15 protein-coding genes, 2 tRNA genes and 1 pseudogene are annotated in these 17,426 nt (G+C 56.9%); 8 read left to right on the forward strand and 10 right to left on the reverse strand.

The window, feature by feature from the left end:
• Positions 1-57: 57 nt before the first annotated feature.
• Both PSQ19_RS18610 and PSQ19_RS18615 read right to left on the reverse strand, forming a co-directional pair.
• Positions 58-2,434 (reverse strand): annotated as a pseudogene (locus PSQ19_RS18610) (glucose/quinate/shikimate family membrane-bound PQQ-dependent dehydrogenase).
• 149 nt (positions 2,435-2,583) lie between these two features.
• Positions 2,584-2,660: transfer RNA gene (locus PSQ19_RS18615), tRNA-Pro, on the reverse strand.
• 145 nt (positions 2,661-2,805) lie between these two features.
• On the opposite strand from PSQ19_RS18615, the gene PSQ19_RS18620 reads away from it, so the two are divergent.
• Positions 2,806-2,880, forward strand: a tRNA-Gln gene (locus tag PSQ19_RS18620).
• Between the two features lie 30 nt (positions 2,881-2,910).
• Here PSQ19_RS18620 and PSQ19_RS18625 read toward each other — a convergent pair.
• The gene (locus PSQ19_RS18625; RefSeq protein ID WP_282218969.1) at positions 2,911-3,927 is read right to left on the reverse strand and encodes a LacI family DNA-binding transcriptional regulator; all 1,017 of its coding nucleotides are present in this window, start codon (positions 3,925-3,927) and stop codon (positions 2,911-2,913) included.
• Between the two features lie 296 nt (positions 3,928-4,223).
• On the opposite strand from PSQ19_RS18625, the gene PSQ19_RS18630 reads away from it, so the two are divergent.
• The 7 genes from PSQ19_RS18630 (at position 4,224) to PSQ19_RS18660 (ending at position 10,601) form a co-directional block, all read left to right on the forward strand.
• Positions 4,224-4,664, forward strand: a complete 441-nt coding sequence (locus PSQ19_RS18630; protein WP_282218970.1) for an ABC transporter substrate-binding protein — start codon at positions 4,224-4,226, stop codon at positions 4,662-4,664.
• On the forward strand, positions 4,660-5,253 hold the full coding sequence (locus tag PSQ19_RS18635) for an ABC transporter substrate-binding protein (protein WP_282220751.1): 594 nt from the start codon (positions 4,660-4,662) through the stop codon (positions 5,251-5,253). Before PSQ19_RS18630 ends, PSQ19_RS18635 begins: the two co-directional genes overlap by 5 nt.
• Before the next feature lies 1 nt (position 5,254).
• Complete coding sequence (locus tag PSQ19_RS18640) at positions 5,255-5,533, forward strand: hypothetical protein (protein ID WP_282218971.1); 279 nt, start codon at positions 5,255-5,257, stop codon at positions 5,531-5,533.
• Positions 5,534-5,616: 83 nt separating this feature from the next.
• Positions 5,617-6,594, forward strand: a complete 978-nt coding sequence (locus tag PSQ19_RS18645; RefSeq protein ID WP_282218972.1) for a carbohydrate ABC transporter permease — start codon at positions 5,617-5,619, stop codon at positions 6,592-6,594.
• Positions 6,591-7,418 (forward strand): carbohydrate ABC transporter permease, encoded by an 828-nt coding sequence (locus PSQ19_RS18650; protein ID WP_282218973.1) that lies wholly within the window; start codon positions 6,591-6,593, stop codon positions 7,416-7,418. The genes PSQ19_RS18645 and PSQ19_RS18650 overlap by 4 nt, the downstream gene beginning before the upstream one ends.
• Before the next feature lie 9 nt (positions 7,419-7,427).
• Entirely contained in the window at positions 7,428-8,585 is a 1,158-nt protein-coding gene (locus PSQ19_RS18655; RefSeq protein ID WP_282218974.1) for an ABC transporter ATP-binding protein, read from the forward strand.
• 12 nt (positions 8,586-8,597) lie between these two features.
• Entirely contained in the window at positions 8,598-10,601 is a 2,004-nt protein-coding gene (locus tag PSQ19_RS18660) for an alpha-amylase family protein (protein WP_282218975.1), read from the forward strand.
• 131 nt (positions 10,602-10,732) lie between these two features.
• On the opposite strand, the gene PSQ19_RS18665 is transcribed toward PSQ19_RS18660, so the two are convergent.
• From PSQ19_RS18665 to PSQ19_RS18695, 7 genes are all read right to left on the reverse strand, one after another.
• Positions 10,733-11,656 carry an aminotransferase class IV gene (locus tag PSQ19_RS18665; protein WP_282218976.1) on the reverse strand — a complete coding sequence of 308 codons (924 nt, stop codon included), beginning with the start codon at positions 11,654-11,656 and terminating at the stop codon, positions 10,733-10,735.
• Between the two features lie 11 nt (positions 11,657-11,667).
• Positions 11,668-12,132 carry an ureidoglycolate lyase gene (locus PSQ19_RS18670; RefSeq protein ID WP_282218977.1) on the reverse strand — a complete coding sequence of 155 codons (465 nt, stop codon included), beginning with the start codon at positions 12,130-12,132 and terminating at the stop codon, positions 11,668-11,670.
• A 12-nt stretch (positions 12,133-12,144) separates the two neighbouring features.
• Positions 12,145-13,119 carry an aminotransferase class III-fold pyridoxal phosphate-dependent enzyme gene (locus PSQ19_RS18675; RefSeq protein ID WP_282218978.1) on the reverse strand — a complete coding sequence of 325 codons (975 nt, stop codon included), beginning with the start codon at positions 13,117-13,119 and terminating at the stop codon, positions 12,145-12,147.
• 173 nt (positions 13,120-13,292) lie between these two features.
• Positions 13,293-14,414, reverse strand: coding sequence for a dihydrodipicolinate synthase family protein (locus tag PSQ19_RS18680; RefSeq protein ID WP_282218979.1), 1,122 nt, complete (start codon positions 14,412-14,414; stop codon positions 13,293-13,295).
• A 56-nt stretch (positions 14,415-14,470) separates the two neighbouring features.
• A complete protein-coding gene (locus PSQ19_RS18685; protein WP_282218980.1) occupies positions 14,471-15,484 on the reverse strand; it encodes an ABC transporter ATP-binding protein in 1,014 nt (337 codons plus the stop codon).
• The gene (locus PSQ19_RS18690) at positions 15,471-16,487 is read right to left on the reverse strand and encodes an ABC transporter ATP-binding protein (RefSeq protein ID WP_282218981.1); all 1,017 of its coding nucleotides are present in this window, start codon (positions 16,485-16,487) and stop codon (positions 15,471-15,473) included. Before PSQ19_RS18690 ends, PSQ19_RS18685 begins: the two co-directional genes overlap by 14 nt.
• A gap of 4 nt (positions 16,488-16,491) precedes the next feature.
• Positions 16,492-17,424, reverse strand: a complete 933-nt coding sequence (locus tag PSQ19_RS18695; protein WP_282218982.1) for an ABC transporter permease — start codon at positions 17,422-17,424, stop codon at positions 16,492-16,494.
• Between the last annotated feature and the right edge of the window lie 2 nt (positions 17,425-17,426).

The raw sequence follows: 17,426 nt of genomic DNA on the forward strand, positions 1-17,426 counted from the left end.
AGATGACCAAATGAGGCAAAAAGGCCGGCCCAGAGGGTCGGCCTTTTTTATTTCGGTTCAGCGCTTGGGCAGGGCATAAGCGATAATGGAATCGCCCGCTTCAGTGCCGGTTGAACCGTGACCGCCCGCCACCACAATAACGAACTGGCGCTGGCTGGCCTCCGACCAATAGGCTCATCGGTGTCGCCTGCCCACCAGCGGGCAGTCGGCTCTGCCACAATTGCTTGCCGGTGGTGACATCGTAGGCGCGCGCATAATAGTCCAGCGTGCCCGAAAGGAACGCAACGCCGCCCTTTGTAACTATGGGACCACCGATTCCCGGTACGCCCATTTTGAGCGGCAACGGCACAGGCGACAGATCCTGCACCGTGCCATTGACATGTTTGTATACGATCTGGCCCGTGGTCAGGTCCGCACCCGCGACATAGCCCCAGGGCGGCGATTGGCAGGGCAGGCCGAGCGGTGACAGGAATGCCCCCATCTTGGCCGCATACGGTGCCCCGAAATTTTCATTGAACGCCGGCGTATCGGGCTTGGTGACCACCCGTTCCTCGGCATCTGGCCGTGGGATCAGTTTGGAGGTGAAGGCGAGGTAAACTGGCATGGCGAACACGATCTGACGCTCGGGATCAACTGCCACGCCGCCCCAGTTGAAGGCGCCAAAATTGCCCGGATAGACAATGCTGCCCTGTTCGGAGGGTGGTGTATAGCGCCCGTCATACCGCAATGAACGGAACTGAATGCGGCAGGCCAACTGGTCAAACAATGTCGCGCCCCACATCGAGGATTCGCGCAACGGCTCGGGTTTGAACGACAGCGCCGATAACGGCTGTGTTGGCGCCGTAAAATCACCCTCGACGGCGCCTTGCGGTGCTGGCTCTTCGGTCACTGGAAGGATCGGCTCGCCCGTTTCACGATTGAGAACGAATAACTCGCCCTGCTTGGTCGGCGCCACCAGCGCTGGCACGGTTTGGCCATCAATGGTCAGGTCCAAAAGGCTGGGCTGGGCCGGCACGTCCATGTCCCAGAGATCATGATGAACCCCCTGGAACACCCATGCTACCTCGCCGGTCTCGGCATTGAGTGCGACGATTGAGGACGAATATTTCTCGACATTTTCGTCACGATTGGCGCCGTACTGGTCGGGAGGCTGGTTGCCCATCGGAATATAGATCAGCCCAAGTTCTGGATCGTAGCTCGAGACGCTCCAGCTATTGGGCGAGTTTTCGCTATAACTTTGACCGGCCGCAATTGGGGCAGTCTCTTCAGGGTTGCGGCTATCCCAGTTCCAAACCAGTTCGCCGGTATTGATATTGAATGCGCGCACAACGCCCGACGGTTCAGTGGTCGAGACATTGTCGTTGACAGCACCACCAACAATAATCAGATCGGGCGTAACCACAGGTGGGGAGGTGGAATAATAAGAGCCACCCACCACATTAGGCATGTTGGACCAGAGATCGACGGTGCCATCTTGCCCGCCAAAGCCGGGGCAAACTTTGCCGGTTTTGGCGCTCAGCGCAATCAGGCGCGCATCGACCGTCGGCAGGAACAGGCGCTGCATGCAATCGGGCGAACTCGGCGATGCCGGCGGGTTTTGCGTGCTGCCGTCAGAATAGGAAACACCACGGCAGGTCAGATGCTGTGTATTTTGTGACGATGGCTGCTTGAGTTGCGGATCAAAGCGCCATTTCTCCGCGCCGGTTTCTGCGTCCAGCGCAAACACCAGATCATGAGGCGTGCACAGATATACCGTGTCGCCAATTTTGAGCGGGGTAACCTCATAGGTGGTTTCCACCGGATCATCATCGCCGCGCACATCACCGGTCTGGAATGTCCATGCAACCTGCAGATTGGCCACATTGTCGGGCGTGATTTGATTGAGCGGCGAATAGCGCTGTCCCAGCGCTGTGCGGCCATAGGCGTGCCAGTCGCCATCCGGCACAGGATCGACCTGGCGCGCCGCGGTTTCGCGTACCGGCAAACTGCCGGACAAATCGTTGCTGGGTATGAACAGGGCAGCAATGCCCACTATTACCGCCAGACCAATGCTGCCCAAAAGGCCAAACCAAGCGGTGCGTCGACCATCATGCGGCCCGCGCTCCAGCGCATTTACCGCCCAGGGCAGGGCAAGTAGCACGCCTAAAATCACGACCACATCGCCGCGCGGTGCCAAGGTCCACCAATCCAGCCCTACCTCCCAGATCGACCACGCAAGTGTGATGATGATGGTGCCGGCATAAATCCATAGTGCCAGCACTCGACGCTGAAAAATGAGGGTTGCCGTTGCCAAAAACGCCAAACCGGCCAAGGCATAGTACCACGAGCCACCCAAGCCGATCAGCCAACCGCCACCGGCCAATAGCGCAAGACCGCACAGACCAATGATGACGGCAACAACGCGAGAGTAAATTGCTTCAGGATGATTTGTCATGAAAAATTCTCCGACTAATTGCCACCTCAACGATGCAAAAAAGACAGAGTTCCAGACAGTGCGTTGATGTGCCCGACGAGTCGGGTCCTGCAAGAGTGCTTGTGAGGTTCAACGCAAAAACCCCGACCTTGGAAAAGGCCGGGGCTGGTTGGTCGGAGTAGAGTGATTCGAACACTCGACCCCCTGCTCCCGAAGCAGGTGCGCTACCAGGCTGCGCCATACTCCGTCATTGTTGCGACCCCGATGGGGTGACCGCAATGTCCTGTTTTATAGCGATGCCACCGCTGCGGTTCAAGACGGTCCGGTTTGCAAATCAAACACGGTAATCCGTGTTGCCAGTCGGTTTCAAACCGTGTAGGAACCGCGCCAGTTGGGGCGTCGCCAAGTGGTAAGGCACCGGTTTTTGGTATCGGCATTCCCAGGTTCGAATCCTGGCGCCCCAGCCATTCTGTATATGATTGCCCGCCGAGCAATAGTCAGCTGGACGGCGGTTTAGCAGTTGAACCGCCCATGACCAGTTTCGGCGAAAATATGCATGTTTCCGGCTGCGCTGCGTCTTTGCCATATTCGGCAATGCGCCGCATCAGCATCTGGCTGGCCTTGCGCGCCAGCAGGTCGATTTGTTGCACCGCCGAGGTGATTTTTGGGACAATAAGACCGCTCCAGGGCACGTCGTCGATGCCGACAAGCGACACATCCTCCGGGCAATCTATGGCCAGGTCCTTGAGTGCCTGTAGCGCGCCAAGCGCGATCACATTGCTCGCTGCGACAATGGCGGTCGGACGCCGTTGTCCGGCGAACAGTTTTAGCGTGATATCATAGGCGCGGTCGGCGCGGTACTCGGCATCCAGGATCATGTCCGGTCGCACCTCGATACCGGCCGCGCGCATGGTGTCGATAAAACCATTGGCGCGCATTCGGGAGGTGAAAATGCCGGTGGCACCGCCCAGCATACAGATGTCGCGATGCCCCAGCTCCAGCAGATGCCGGGTGAGCATGGCCGCAGCCAGTTCGTTGTCGCTGCCGACAAAGTCCCGCCCTAGCGAGTCAAACTGCTGGTCAAACAGCACGCAGGGCATTTTCAACTGCCTGATATGCTCGATGGATTGCCCCTCCTGCACGCAGGTAGACAGTAAAATGCCGGCGACACGCTGCCCGGCCATGTGATTCATGATTGCCAGTTCGCGCGCCGGATCGCCGCCGGTGTCGGACAGCAGGACCATGTAATTGTCTTTATATGCTTGCTGTTCAATCTCGTGCAGAAGATTGCCGAAAAACGGGTTGTTGATGTCGGTGACGACAACACCGATCATTTTGCTGCGACCGCTCTTTAGCGTTTGCGCTATGGGGTCCGCCGAATAGCCGATCGAACTTGCAATTTTCAGAACCTTCTCACGAGTTTCCGGTTTGACGCGATCGGGATCGTTCAGCGCCAATGACACTGTCGATATCGAAACTTCGGCCATGCGTGCCACGTCGCGGATCGTTGCCATCTGGGTCCATCGAAACGTTCATAGAAATATGCCGACTTCGGCGTTATCGACATAGGTTTTTTTACTGTCAGAAAGTGCCGAGAACACAATGACTTGTGACGTCACGCTCCAATAATGTCAACCGATCTACCGCTTGCTTGCTTCGAACCCGCTTGACATTCCACGACTTGCCATGCCTAACATGTACAGTCGAACCGGTTCGATAAATTATCAAAGCGACCGGACGAATACCATTTATGCGCCACCCAACCTGATGCTCGGCGTTGTGTGGTTTTGATATCCCGAGGGAGGGGACAATGCATCGATCTATTAAATCCATTGCGTCTGGAATGGCGCTGGCGGGCTTTTGCTGTGCCAGTTTGCTGAGCGCAGGCGCGGCCATGGCCCAAGACCAGGTAACGCTAAAAATGTGGTCGCTGGTGAACGACAACTATCCTGAATTTATCGACCTGGCAGAAAAGGAATTCCAAAAGACCCACCCCAATGTGAACATAGAACTCGAGAGTACGCCAAACGAGGCCTACAAGACCGCCATCCAGGTGGCCCTTGTTGGGTCCGAGCCACCTGACGTGTTCTTCAATTGGGCAGGCGAAGACTCAGCGCGCCTGGCGCGCGACGGTCTGGCCCTCGATATAACCGATCTCGGCGATATGGACGGTGGTTTCAAAAGTCTGATCTCGGAGAGCCTGGCAGCAGACCTTTGCCGTCAATGGCAAGCTCTATGGCGTTCCCATTGAGGCCGTCAGCAAGTATTTTTACTACGACAAGCAGTTCTTTGCTGACAATAATCTGTCAGTGCCGACATCGTTCAACGGCGTGCTCGATCTCTGCAAGGCGATCCGCAAGATCAATCCGTCCATCGTCCCGCTACCCATTGGCAATTCCGAACGCTGGCACGTTGTCCACTACATGACCGTGCTCAACGAACGTGTTTTGGGCATTGACGGCACCAAGGCCGACTACGATTTGAGTGCCTCGGACGCCGACCTGTTTACCGATCCGGGTTATGTCGAGGCGTGGAACAAACTGCTGGAATTGCAGGATGCCGGATGTTTTCAGGACGCGCCAAACGCGACGTCACCTGAAGTGGCCTGGTCCATGTTTTCCTCGCAGATTTCACCGATGATCTATTGCGGCACCTGGTGCATGTCCACCTTCAACAAGGATGGCTTTACCGACTATGCACTGTTCCGGTTCCCACCGGTTGAAGGCGGCAAGAGCGATGGCACAACCAATATGGTGGTCCCGCAAGGCATGCAGGTTTCTTCCAAAACTCAGCATCCCGAAGAAGCGGTGGCGTGGCTGAGCCTTCCTTGTGACGCCTGAAATGGGTCAACTCTATGCCAAGATGCGCGGTAGCATTCCGTCCAACGCCGCGCTTGTCCCCGAGATGACCGACGCAACGGAGCAATTCAAGTGGGTTGCCCAGGACATTGCGTCCTTGTCCGCTTCCTACAACGTGCTCGACGTGGCGCTGGAGGCAAGTGTCGCCGAGGCATATCTCAATATGGGTGTTGAGGTTCTCAACCGCACCAAAACCCCCGAAGAGGCAATGCAGTTCATCCGTGAAACCGCATTGGCAGCCAAAGCCAAAATGGCCAGCTAGCCTGGCGTTCGGCCTTGGGTCCGAACGCGATCCTCCCTGCGCGGACCCGTTTTTTACAATGAGACATGCCGCACCGACGTGGCATGTCTCGCCACGCACTCACAGGCGCTGACGCACGGGCACACATGATGACGGATGCCGCAAAAACATCACTCACTGGCGATCGTGGCCGCAGCGGCGCGCCGCGAAGCGCCAAATCGGCCAATGCGATCAGTACATCTGTGTTGCTGGGCCCCGCTTTGTTGCTGTGCGGTGTTTTCATTGTCGTTCCGGCCATTCTGGCCATATTCGGCTCGTTCTTTGACTTCGGCATTACCTCGCAGAACTGGGAATTTGTCGGCCTTGGCAATTATGGACGCGCCGCCAGTGATCCGGTGTTCTGGATTGCCCTGCGCAATAATCTCATTATCGTGGTTGGTTCGATCATTCTGCAGGTTGGTGTGGGCACCATACTCGCCGCTATTCTCGACCGGGGGTTGCCGTCGGGCAGCACGATATTCCGCACCATCATCTTTGCGCCCATGGTGGTCTCGTCTGTGGCTATCGCCATTATCTGGCTGGTTATTCTCGATCCAAATGTGGGCGCACTCAATGCCGTGATCAAACAGATCGGTTTGACACCGCCTGCATTGGGGTGGCTGGGCGACCCCAATATTGCCATCTGGATGATCCTGATCATCGCCATGTGGCAGTTCACCGGCTTCATGATGGTGCTCATTCTTGCTGGCCTACAGGGCATCCCCAAAGAACTTTACGAGGCGGCTTCCCTTGATGGTGCGCGTGGGCTCAAGGCCTTTTGGTACATCACGCTGCCCTCGATCCGGAACATTCTTATTGTCGCGGTGCTAATCACCACGATTGGTGGTTTCAAGGTCTTCGACCTGATTTACGCAACCACCCAAGGCGGTCCGGCCAACGCCACCCAGGTGCTGGGTACCTATATTTATCAACAGGCATTCAACCTTGGAAACATGGGCTATGCCGACGCCATTTCCGTGGTGCTGTTGCTCATAGCCGTGGCCCTTGGCTGGTTGCAACTGCAGATTTCACGGAGGGCATGAGCATGGGTTCGCGCTTTCGCTTTGTTAATGTTGTGCTCTATGGTGCCGTCAGTCTGTGGAGCCTTTTCGTTCTGCTGCCGCTGGTGTGGATGGTCATTGCCTCGAGCAAGACCCGGCGGGAAATTTTCCTCGATCCACTCGGCCTGCCCGCGCAATTTCGCCTCGACGCGTTTGAACGGGCGTGGAGTGTGGGCATGGGCACATTTCTGTTCAACTCCGCCATCATCACCTTCTTTTCGGTCATTGTTATTGTCGTCGTCAGCGGCATGGCGGCCTATGTGCTGGCCCGGTCGGACAACAAATGGATGCAACTGGTGTATCTGATGATTGTTGCCGGATTTGCCGTGCCTGTGCAGGCCGTTCTGGTGCCATTGTTCCAGATGGTTTCCGAAGCGGGGATGCTCAATTCACGGGCCGCGATTGTGTTGCCTTACGCCGCCTATGGCGTGCCCTTTACCACCATTTTGTTTTACGCCTTCTTCCTTGATTTCCCGCGTGAACTCGAAGAGGCGGCGCGCCTGGATGGGTGTGGCCGTTTGCAGATTTTTTTCAGGATCATCCTGCCACTTTCCGGTCCGGCGATCGCCAGCGCCGCTATTTTCCAGGCGGTATTTATCTGGAATGAATTTGTTTTGGCGCTGCTTATGTTGACCAAGCCCGCGCTCAAGACGTTGCCGGTTGGCATTTTGCAACTTACGGGCGAATTCACCGCCGACTGGCCGGCCATCATGGCCGGTCTGTCCATTGCCGTGCTGCCAATCCTTTTGATCTTCATTCTCGCTCAAAAATATTTCGTCCGGTCGCTCGCCGGTCTAGGCAAATAGGACAGGTTCATGCCCCATCTCGAGATAAAAAACCTCGTCAAGAAATATGGTGATTTCACCGCAGTCAAAGACGTCAGCTTTGCCGTGGAGCAGGGGGAGTTCGTGGTCATGGTCGGCCCGTCGGGCTGTGGCAAATCCACTTTGCTGCGCAGTATCGCAGGGCTTGAGGAAATCTCGTCTGGGGAAATCTGCATCAATGGGCGCGACATCAGCCGAGATGAACCATCCGACCGTGGCGTCGCCATGGTGTTTCAGAACTATGCGCTATATCCCCATATGACGGTGCGCCAGAATATGGGCTTTGCCCTGAAAATCGCCGGCGCCCCCAAGCGCGAGGTCAACGAAGCCGTCGAGCGGGCCGCAGCCATCCTGCGCATTCAGGAACAACTTGATAAGCGCCCGAAGGCATTGTCGGGCGGACAAAAGCAGCGCGTTGCCATCGGTCGCGCCATCACCCGGTCGCCCGACGTTTTCCTGTTTGATGAACCCTTGTCTAATCTCGATGCCGCATTGCGCTCCCAGATGCGCATCGAACTGGGGCGGCTGCATACAGAACTCGGCGCCACCATGGTCTATGTCACCCACGATCAGACCGAGGCCATGACCATGGCCAGCCGGATCGTTGTGCTGCATGACGGCATCATCGAGCAGATCGGCACACCGCTTGATCTCTACAATGAACCCCATAATCGCTTCGTTGCCGGATTTTTGGGATCACCCCGCATGAATTTTATCGAAGCGCGGGCAGAACAGAGCCGCGAGGGCATGGTGTCCGTATCAGCGCCCGGCCTTGACGGCTCCCTGAGGATCAAACTCAAGGCGGGCGCCGATGCACCGGCACCCGGCGAAAAAGTCACTGTTGGTGTCCGACCTGAGGCATTTGGTGAGCACGATGCAGGTGGTTGGACCATAAAGGGGTCAATCGCGGTCATCGAAAGCCTTGGCCGGGAAACCCTTGTCTATCTCGACGGCGGACAGGTACGCGCCACCGATTCAGAATCCCACGAGGGCTATTTTGCGGTGCACCGTACCCGCCAGATTACTGCCCGGCACGGTGACGGCCTTACAGTCACGGTCGACCCCAATGCAGTGTTCCTTTTCGGGCCCGATGACGAGACGATTGCCTTCCCCCAATCGCACCATTCCATCATTCACAACCAAGTATAATGTGAGACCATCATGCGTTTTCGCCAGATTCATCTCGATTTCCATACCTCCGGACGCATTCCCGACATTGGTTCGAAATTTGACCCAAAGGCCTTCGGCAAGGCATTCAAGGACGCCTATGTCGACAGCGTCACGGTCTTTTCCAAATGCCACCATGGATACTCATATCACCCCACCAAAGTGGGCGAGATGCATCCGCATCTCGAGTTCGACCTGTTGCGTGGCCAACTGGATGCTTTGCATGCCGAAAACATCAACGCGCCGATTTACCTGACCGCAACCTGGGACGAACTGGCCGCCTTCAACCATCCCGAATGGCGAACTGTTGCCCCTGACGGCTCCCTGCCGCGTTTCATGAGCGAGCCAAACGGGGCCGGGTGGGCCAGCCTTGATTTCTCCACCCCCTATCTCGACTATCTATGCAATCAAGTCGAAGAGGTAATGGAGAACTATCCGGACGGGGACGGTATTTTCATGGATATTTCCTGGCAATTGCCCTCAATATCCGCATCGGCTCAGGCGCAGATGGAAAAGCAGGGTCTGGATTGGACCGACCCCGACGACCGCGCCAAGTTTACCATCCAGTCGTCGGAAAATTTCTTCCAGCGGGTGCAGGACGCCGTTGTCAAACACAATCCGAAAACGCCCCTGTTCTTCAATTCCGGCCATATTCGCAAAGGCATGCGCCAACACTATCACCAGCACTACACTCACCTCGAACTGGAATCGCTGCCAACAGCGGGTTGGGGCTATGAACATTTCCCCTTGAGCGCTCGCTATGTGGAACAGATGGACATGCCATTCCTCGGCATGACCGGAAAATTCCATTATCACTGGGGTGAGGTGGGGGGCTACAAGAAGCCCGACGCCATGATCTACGAATGCGGCGCCATGATCGCGCAGGGCGCGCGCTGCTCCATCGGCGATCATCTGCACCCGACCGCCGCGATCGACAATTCGACCATGCGCGTCATCGCACCAGCCTATAAGTGGGTAGCAGAACGCGAGGCGTGGGCCGAAGGCAGCACCAACCGCGCCGAAATCGGCCTTGTCAGTGTTGAGGCGATGAGCCGCAATACATTGTCGGATCGGCCCAACAAGACCTATGCTGCCGATGAAGGTGCCGTGCGTATTCTGATGGAAGGCCAGTTTACCTTCGACGTGCTTGACCGGGAAAGCGATCTCTCCGGCTATCGTCTCATTATACTGCCTGACGAAATTTCCCTCGATGACGCCTATCGCGCCAAACTTCGGACTTATGCGGATGCGGGTGGCAAGGTGTTGACGACTGGCGCCAGTGGCATTGATGCCGACACGGGATTTCTGTTCGATGTTGGCGCAACCTGGCAAGGCGTCTCCGAAATGGCGGGCGGCGACTATTTGCTGCCGACCCCAGACTGGCGCGCCGATGGTATCGACGAGCCACTGTTCATGTATCAGCCGGCCCAATTGATCAGCGTCAAGGACGGCGAAACTCTGGGCGATGTCTATTTCCCATATTTCGACCGGACACCGCGCCATTTTTCGGGACATGTGAATGCACCAAGCTGCCCCGACGCATCCGGCTTTGCGGCGGGCGTGCGCAAGGGCAATTTTACCCACATCGCTCACCCGATATTCTCCTGCTACCGGCAGGCGGGTGCGGTTTCCATGCTCGAAATTGCCGAAAAAGCCATCAGATCAGCGTTGGGCGGCGACAAAGCCGTCACCACCAGTCTGCCGCGTGCCGGTCGCGTGACCGTGCGTAATCAGGCCAAGCAAAACCGGGACGTGGTGCATCTCCTGCATGCGACGCCTGCATTGCGGGGCAATTTGCGGGGATCAAACATTCAGCCGATCCAGGATCTGGTCACCCTGCACGACATCGCCGTCTCCATGCACGTCGACGGTAAAGTCGCCGAGGTCAAGATTGTGCCGGACAATACCGTCTTGGCCCACGATTTGAAGGGCGACATCCTGTCCTTCAAGGTGCCCGAAGTGCGCGGTCATCAAATGATCGAAATCAGCTATTCCTGAAACGGTTTCTCGGGCCCACTATCGAGGGTAGATTCAAACAATTTTGGCACGCGTGCGCCAGAATAAGTAAATGCGGAGGCTGCTGTCATCGATTGGCAAGTCATGACCTTGCTCAGTGGATGTCGGCAGCCTCACGAACCGCTCGGACGCTGCCCCTGCGCCTGCCCGACAATATCGAGCCCCACTAACGCGCTCCACGCGTTCAGTAGCCGCTTGGTAATCGGCCCGACCTGACCATCGCCAACCGCCAGCCCGTTAAAGCGTGTTGCTGGCATGATGCAATAGGGTGTGCTGGTGAAAAATACTTCGTCCGCCGTCGCCAGATCATAGGGCTGCAGTATGGTTTGGACAGTTGGAATACCCAAACTGTCTGCCAGATCGAGCGCCACCTGGCGGCTAAGACCCTCCAGACAATTTGCGGTGGTCGGCGTTTTGAGCACACCATCCGACACCAGAAAAATGTTGCCGCCCTTGTTTTCGGCGACATTGCCATGAACGTCCAGAATGACGCTTTGCGCCAGCGGGTCAACCAGCTTGGCTTCCATTTCGGCCAACGTGTAGGCCATGCGACTGCGATTCTTGATCCGCGCGTCGAGCGACTGGGCGGGAATGGCGCGGCTCATCGGTGTGACTGCGTGGCACCCCTTGGTGTAAAAGTCGACCCAAGGCAATAAATTCATCGGCTGGGTAAAGATCATGACCGTTGCCGAACCCTGCTGAACCGTAGGATCAGCCCCGGCGATCGCCAGGCCGCGGGACACATTGTGCACGATCCAGCAGTCATCATCGGGGCTCATCATGCCCAGATTTGCCGCCAGAACGTCCTGTGTGATTTTCAGCATGGTGTCGGCGCTGCACTGCGGGTCGATCCGGGTGACTTTGAAGGACTTATAAAGTCGCCCTATATGCTCTTCCAGCTTGAACGGCTTATGAGCAAAAGTGCGGGTCGACTCGGTTACTGTGTCCCCGAGCATGACCGCGCTATCAAATATCGATATGCGCGCCTGCGATTCCGGCACCATTTCGCCGGAGATATAGACCATTCGTTCCTGCACGATTTCCCCCTTTACAGACGAAACGATAATGGTGTTTCCAGTGTATGCACCACGCCATCCTCGCCGCTTTGGCTGCGCCACATCATCATGGCAATACGGGCGTCCGCGTCCAGAACCGTCAGGCCCGCGTGCCAGACATTGGTGTGAATACACACTGCGTCACCAATCCCGGCCACAAAGCAGCGCGCCTCGCCAATGTCGGGCGCACCATCCGCCTGAGAAGGCATGAGGCAGACCAGCCATCGCGTCTTGCTCACGGCAAAAAATGTCTGGGCGCTATGAGGGTGTCGTTCCAGCGTCGAAATCTGGATCGGCCCTTCGGCGATCTTTTGGGGGCACAGGATTGCCATGCCATGGTGACCCGGCGCATCGTCATGGGCAACGACTTGTGGCAGATCGCGATATTGCCCATCGGGGGCGGCGAGCAGCAGAGCCAAGTCGCCTAGACCGTCCTGGGTTATCGGTTCAATTTGCATGGCACGCCTCTTTCAGTTCAAGCGTTTGAAACCGCTGTGACACACCGGCCCCTTGAGTAATCCCATGACATCGCGGCCATTCTCACACTCAGCGATCAGTGCGAATATTGGGTCCAGTGCTTCGAAATAGCCGTCGACGATATCGGTTGTGTGAGCGGTACTGGCGTAAAAGCTCGTGGCTGCGAGATAGCCCTTGTCCAGCATCTCCTGGGTGATCAGAGTCTTGTAGGCCAGCCCATTTGGTCCCGCGAGGGCAAAGCCGGTTAGCGCGGCCAAACCACTGGTGGTAATGGTGAGACCGTGCTTGTCGGCAAGCGCCTGCCAACGGCGGGTCACCTCACTGCCGGTTCGCGTGATCATTTCCCACGACTTTTCCCGCTCCATCACCTCAAGCGTTGCCAGAGCGGCAGCCGAGCCAAGGCGCTCGGTCCAGAAAGTGCTGCTGATAAAGGAGGTTTGCGCGGCCTCCATCACGGCACGGCGGCCAATGACGACAGTCGCCGCATAGCCATTGCCAAGCGCCTTGCCGAACACCGCCATGTCCGGCTCGACGCCAAAACCCTTGTGCAGTCCGCCAAATTCCTGTCGAAACCCCGAAGTACATTCGTCAAATATCAGCACCACGCCATGCGCGCTGGCCAATGATCTGACGCGTTGCAGAAAGTCATTCTCGGGGGGATGGTTGCGCATCACCTCCATCTTGATGGCTGCAAGATTTTGGCCGCGCACGATCTGTTCAAGTTGGCCGAAATCATTGTAGGTGAACGGCACTGTGCTACCGGCCAGATCGTGGGGCACGCCATTGGGATTGAGCCCTGGCAGCAGATGGCCCGCCAGCTTCTCGCTGTCGCCAAGATTTGCCGCGAGATACCAATCGTGCCAGCCATGATAGCCACAGATCGCCACCTTGTCGCGCCCGGTTGCGGCCCTGGCAATGCGTATGGCAATGGCATTGGCCTCGCCGCCAGTGCGCGCAAAGCGGGCCATGTCCGACCAGGGATGCAACCCGACAAGGCGTTCGGCCAGAGCCTACTTCCTCGGGCGCATTCAGGGTCGACATATTGCCTAAATCAACGATGTTTCGCACGGCATCGTCGACTTCAGGATGGCCGTAACCCAGCGTATTGGTGCCCACCGACATGAGGCCCATATCGATATATTCAATCCCGTCGAGATCCCAGACCCGACACCCCTTGGCTTTGGAAAAATAGGCTGGCCAGCGGTCTGGCAAGAACATCTCCGGGCGTTTGGAGAGCAGCATGTTGCCGCCCGCGATCACCGTTTTTGCACGTTTCCAGAGATCCTGCCCGCTGCCCAATTTGCCCTCCAGCGCTATCAGAGACGTAATAATTCAGAGTGCGTCGAGGAAATTGACGCCTACCAAATTTCGCTCTTTCTTGAGCCTGGCGGAAGTCATTTTTGAGCGCTTCTTCGGCCTCGGCGTCATAGTAATTTGAGAATGGGCGTCTGCAATAACCCGCGTCAGCGCCCTGCCAGGCCATCCCCCGCTTGATCACCGCCATCAGACTGCGGCTCACCCCAAAGAAGATGACAGCGTTTGCCGTTTCCTGCAGCGCCTGTGCCCGCGCCAGGTCTTTCGCCGCAATCGCATCGCGAATGCCAATAAACAATTCCGGCATCAGATTGTAAAGTGAGCCGATAATGCCGTCAGCGCCGAACGAGAGCCCTGACATCGCCATTTCATCGGCGCCCGAATAGACCACGAAATCCTTGCTGATTTCGGCCTTGATCCGCATTATTTCAAAGTGGGTCGGGGCGGTATATTTGATCCCCTCGACGCCCTTGATCTGCGCCAGCTTGGAGATCATGTCAAAACCGAACAGGCCCGCCAGCGGCACATTGTAGACGATCATCGGCAGATCGGTGGATGCGGTTAGGTCAGCATAATAGCCGAGCACCTCATGCTGTGGAAACGACCAGTAGAACGGGGGCACCGACGATAGCGCATCAACACCGGTTTCCTGTGCATGCTGGGCCAGATCAACCGACAAATGCGTGCCGATGGCGCCGATATGGGCCATGACGGGCACGCGCCCCGCCACTTCATCCACCACCACCTCGACAACCCGCTTGCGCTCTTCGGGCGACATCAGAAACGTTTCCCCTGTGCTGCCGGTCAGATAAAATCCATCTACCTTGCGCGCCAGAAGGAAGCGCACGCACGCCCGCATCCGCTTCTCGTCAAAGGCCTCATTTTCATCGAACGGGGTAATCAGGGCCGGGATTACACCGGTGATATCGCTTAGTTTGAAAGCAGGCATTTCCAACTCCGGGAAAAAATAGTCGCGAATATTTCATTATGGGTGGGGTAGGGCGCTCAGACCGCCTCGGGCAGGTCGACCAGATGGCAGGAGGCAAAATGGTCTCGTCCATCCACCTCATAGCGCTTGAGCTTGGGGACGTCGGTCTTGCATCGTTCGATGGCGCTTTGGCAGCGTGGATGGAACGGACAGCCGCTCGGCGGATTGACCGGGCTGGGTACATCACCCTCAAGCACGATCCGGTCCGTCTGCTTGTCCAGATCGGCCACGGGTACGGCTGACAATAGCGCCTTGGTATAGGGGTGCAGCGTATGGGCGTATAATTCTTCGGAGTCGCACAATTCTACCACCCGCCCGAGATACATCACCGCGATCCGGTCGCAGATATATTCGGTCACGCTCAGATCGTGGGTAATGAAAACATAGGTCAGGTTTTTTTCCTGCTTCAGCTTCATCAGCAATTGCAGGACCTGAGCTTGAATGGACACATCGAGCGCACTGACAGCCTCGTCGCAGACAATCAGTTCAGGCCCAATGCTCAAGGCCCGGGCAATCCCAATTCGCTGGCGCTGGCCGCCTGAAAACTCATGGGGATAGCGATCCATATATTCGGGGCGCATATTTACCGCTTCGAGCAGGTCGCCAATAATCTTGCGCCGTTCCGCCCGTGATTTGACGCCATATTTCTTGAGTGGGTCTTCAAGCGAGCCAAAAATTGTAAAGGCCGGGTTGAGCGAGGAGTGCGGGTCCTGGAACACGATTTGCAATTTCTTGCGATAGGGCACCAGACCCTCATTATCGAGGGTTGTCAGATCAGTCTGCTCGTCGCCGGAGCAATAGATCACCTGGCCTTCGCTCGATTCAACCAGCCGCAGGATGGCCTTGCCCAAGGTGGTTTTGCCACAGCCGCTTTCGCCAACCACACCGAGCACTTCGCCGCGATAGATATCGAGATCAACGCCGTCTACCGCTTTGACGTGGCCCACAGTGCGTTTGAACACGCCCGCCTTGACCGGAAAATGCGCTTTCAGATCACGCAGCTTGAGAATGACATCCTTATTCTGCTGCATTGGCCCCAACCTCTTCATGACGCCAGCACATAACCCGATGCGTCCGTCCAATCTGGGTTTCCTCGGGCATGACATCGCAGGCGTCGATGCGATAGGCGCAACGATCCGCGAACTGGCAGCCATTTGGCCGGTCATAGGGGTCAGGCGTCGAGCCTGGAATGGCCGTGATATCCTGATGTTTGCCCTTGCCCAACACCGGAATTGAGGCCAACAGGGCCCGCGTATAGGGATGGGTCGGGTTGCGCAGCACCTCATCGACCGTGCCCGCCTCCACAATATTGCCCATATACATGACCGCCACCTCGTCGGCGAGTTCGGCGACCACGCCCATGTCATGGGTAATCAGCATGATGGCGGTGCCATGCTCTTTTTTGAGTGTGTCCATCAGTTCAAATATTTGCGCCTGAATGGTCACGTCGAGCGCCGTCGTCGGCTCGTCCGCGATCAATATCTTGGGACTGCAGGACATGGCCATGGCAATCATGGCGCGCTGGCGCATGCCGCCCGAATAGCTGTGGGGATAGTCATCGACCCGACTTTCGGGCAGCGAGATGCCCATGTCGCGCAATAGCTCGATTGCCCGTGTTTTATATTGCGTGCGCGTCAGGTCGGTATGATATTTGAGGCTCTCCGAAATCTGAAAGCCAATGGTATAGACCGGGTTGAGCGCGGTCATCGGATCCTGAAAGATCATGGCGATTTCCGACCCGCGAATGGAGCGCATCTTCTCGCCATTGCGCTCAAGTTGGTCGATCCGTATGTCGCCATTTTCGGAGTGGTAGGTAATTTCACCCTCTTCAATCCGCGACAGCGTCGGCAGCAATTGCATGATGGTGGAGGCCGTAACGCTTTTGCCACAACCGCTCTCGCCGACAATGCACAGGGTCTTGCCCTTCTTGATGTCGAACGATACCCCGTTGACCGCCTTGTTGCAGCGCTTGTTGGTATAAAAGAAGGTCTTTAGGTTCTTGACGCTAAGGGCGACATCCTGATCCTGGGTCATGGCATCACCCCTGCTGTGTTGGATCGGTGGCGTCGCGCAAACCGTCGCCGATGAAATTGACACTGAGCACGAACAGCGAGATGACAATGCCCACTGGCAACCAGACCCACCAATTATTCTCCAGGATACGCAAATCCTGCGCCACATTGAGAATATTGCCCCAGGTTGGAATATCGAGCGGCACACCCAACCCAAGAAAACTCAATCCGGCCTCGGCCAGAATGAACGCCGCCGTACTCAGAGTGATGTTGACCATGATCGGCCCTAACGCGTTGGGCAGGATGTGCTTGTAGCAAATGATCGGCGTGCTTAGCCCGAAGCTGCGCAACGCCTGCACATATTCTTCCTCGCGCAGCGACAGCATGCGCGCTCGCGCCAAGCGATAGATACCGCCCCAACCGGTCAGGATAAAAATGATGATCAGATTGGACAGTGACTGTCCCAAAATGGCAACCAGTAGCAGCACAAGGATGATCTGGGGAAACGACATGAATATTTCGGATACGCGCATCGCCAGCGCATCGCGCCACCCGCCGACATAGCCGGTATAGCAACCGATCAACACGCCAACGACTGCTGAGGCCAGCGCGCTACCCAATCCGACCAAAATCGATATCTGCCCACCGTAGAGCACCCGCGTAAGCAGGTCGCGCCCCACCTTGTCGGTGCCAAACCAATGTGCCCATGTGGGCGGCTTCAATATATTGCGCAGATCGATCGCGCGCGGATCATATGGGGTCAGTAGCGGCGCCAGCACAGACACCAGCACAATGATCGTAAAGATCAGCAGCCCGATCGCGGCCAGGCGATTGCTCAGGAACTTGCGCGCAAACCGATAGCCCCTGGGGTTGGTCAGTTGCCCCGCTTCTTCGCGTCGGCGGATCAGGTCAAATTGCCGATCCAGGCGCGAGGTTTTGCGACCGGTCGTATTGGTCATGC

This window comes from Devosia algicola (assembly GCF_028816455.1).
Taxonomy (GTDB): Bacteria; Pseudomonadota; Alphaproteobacteria; order Rhizobiales; family Devosiaceae; genus Devosia; species Devosia algicola.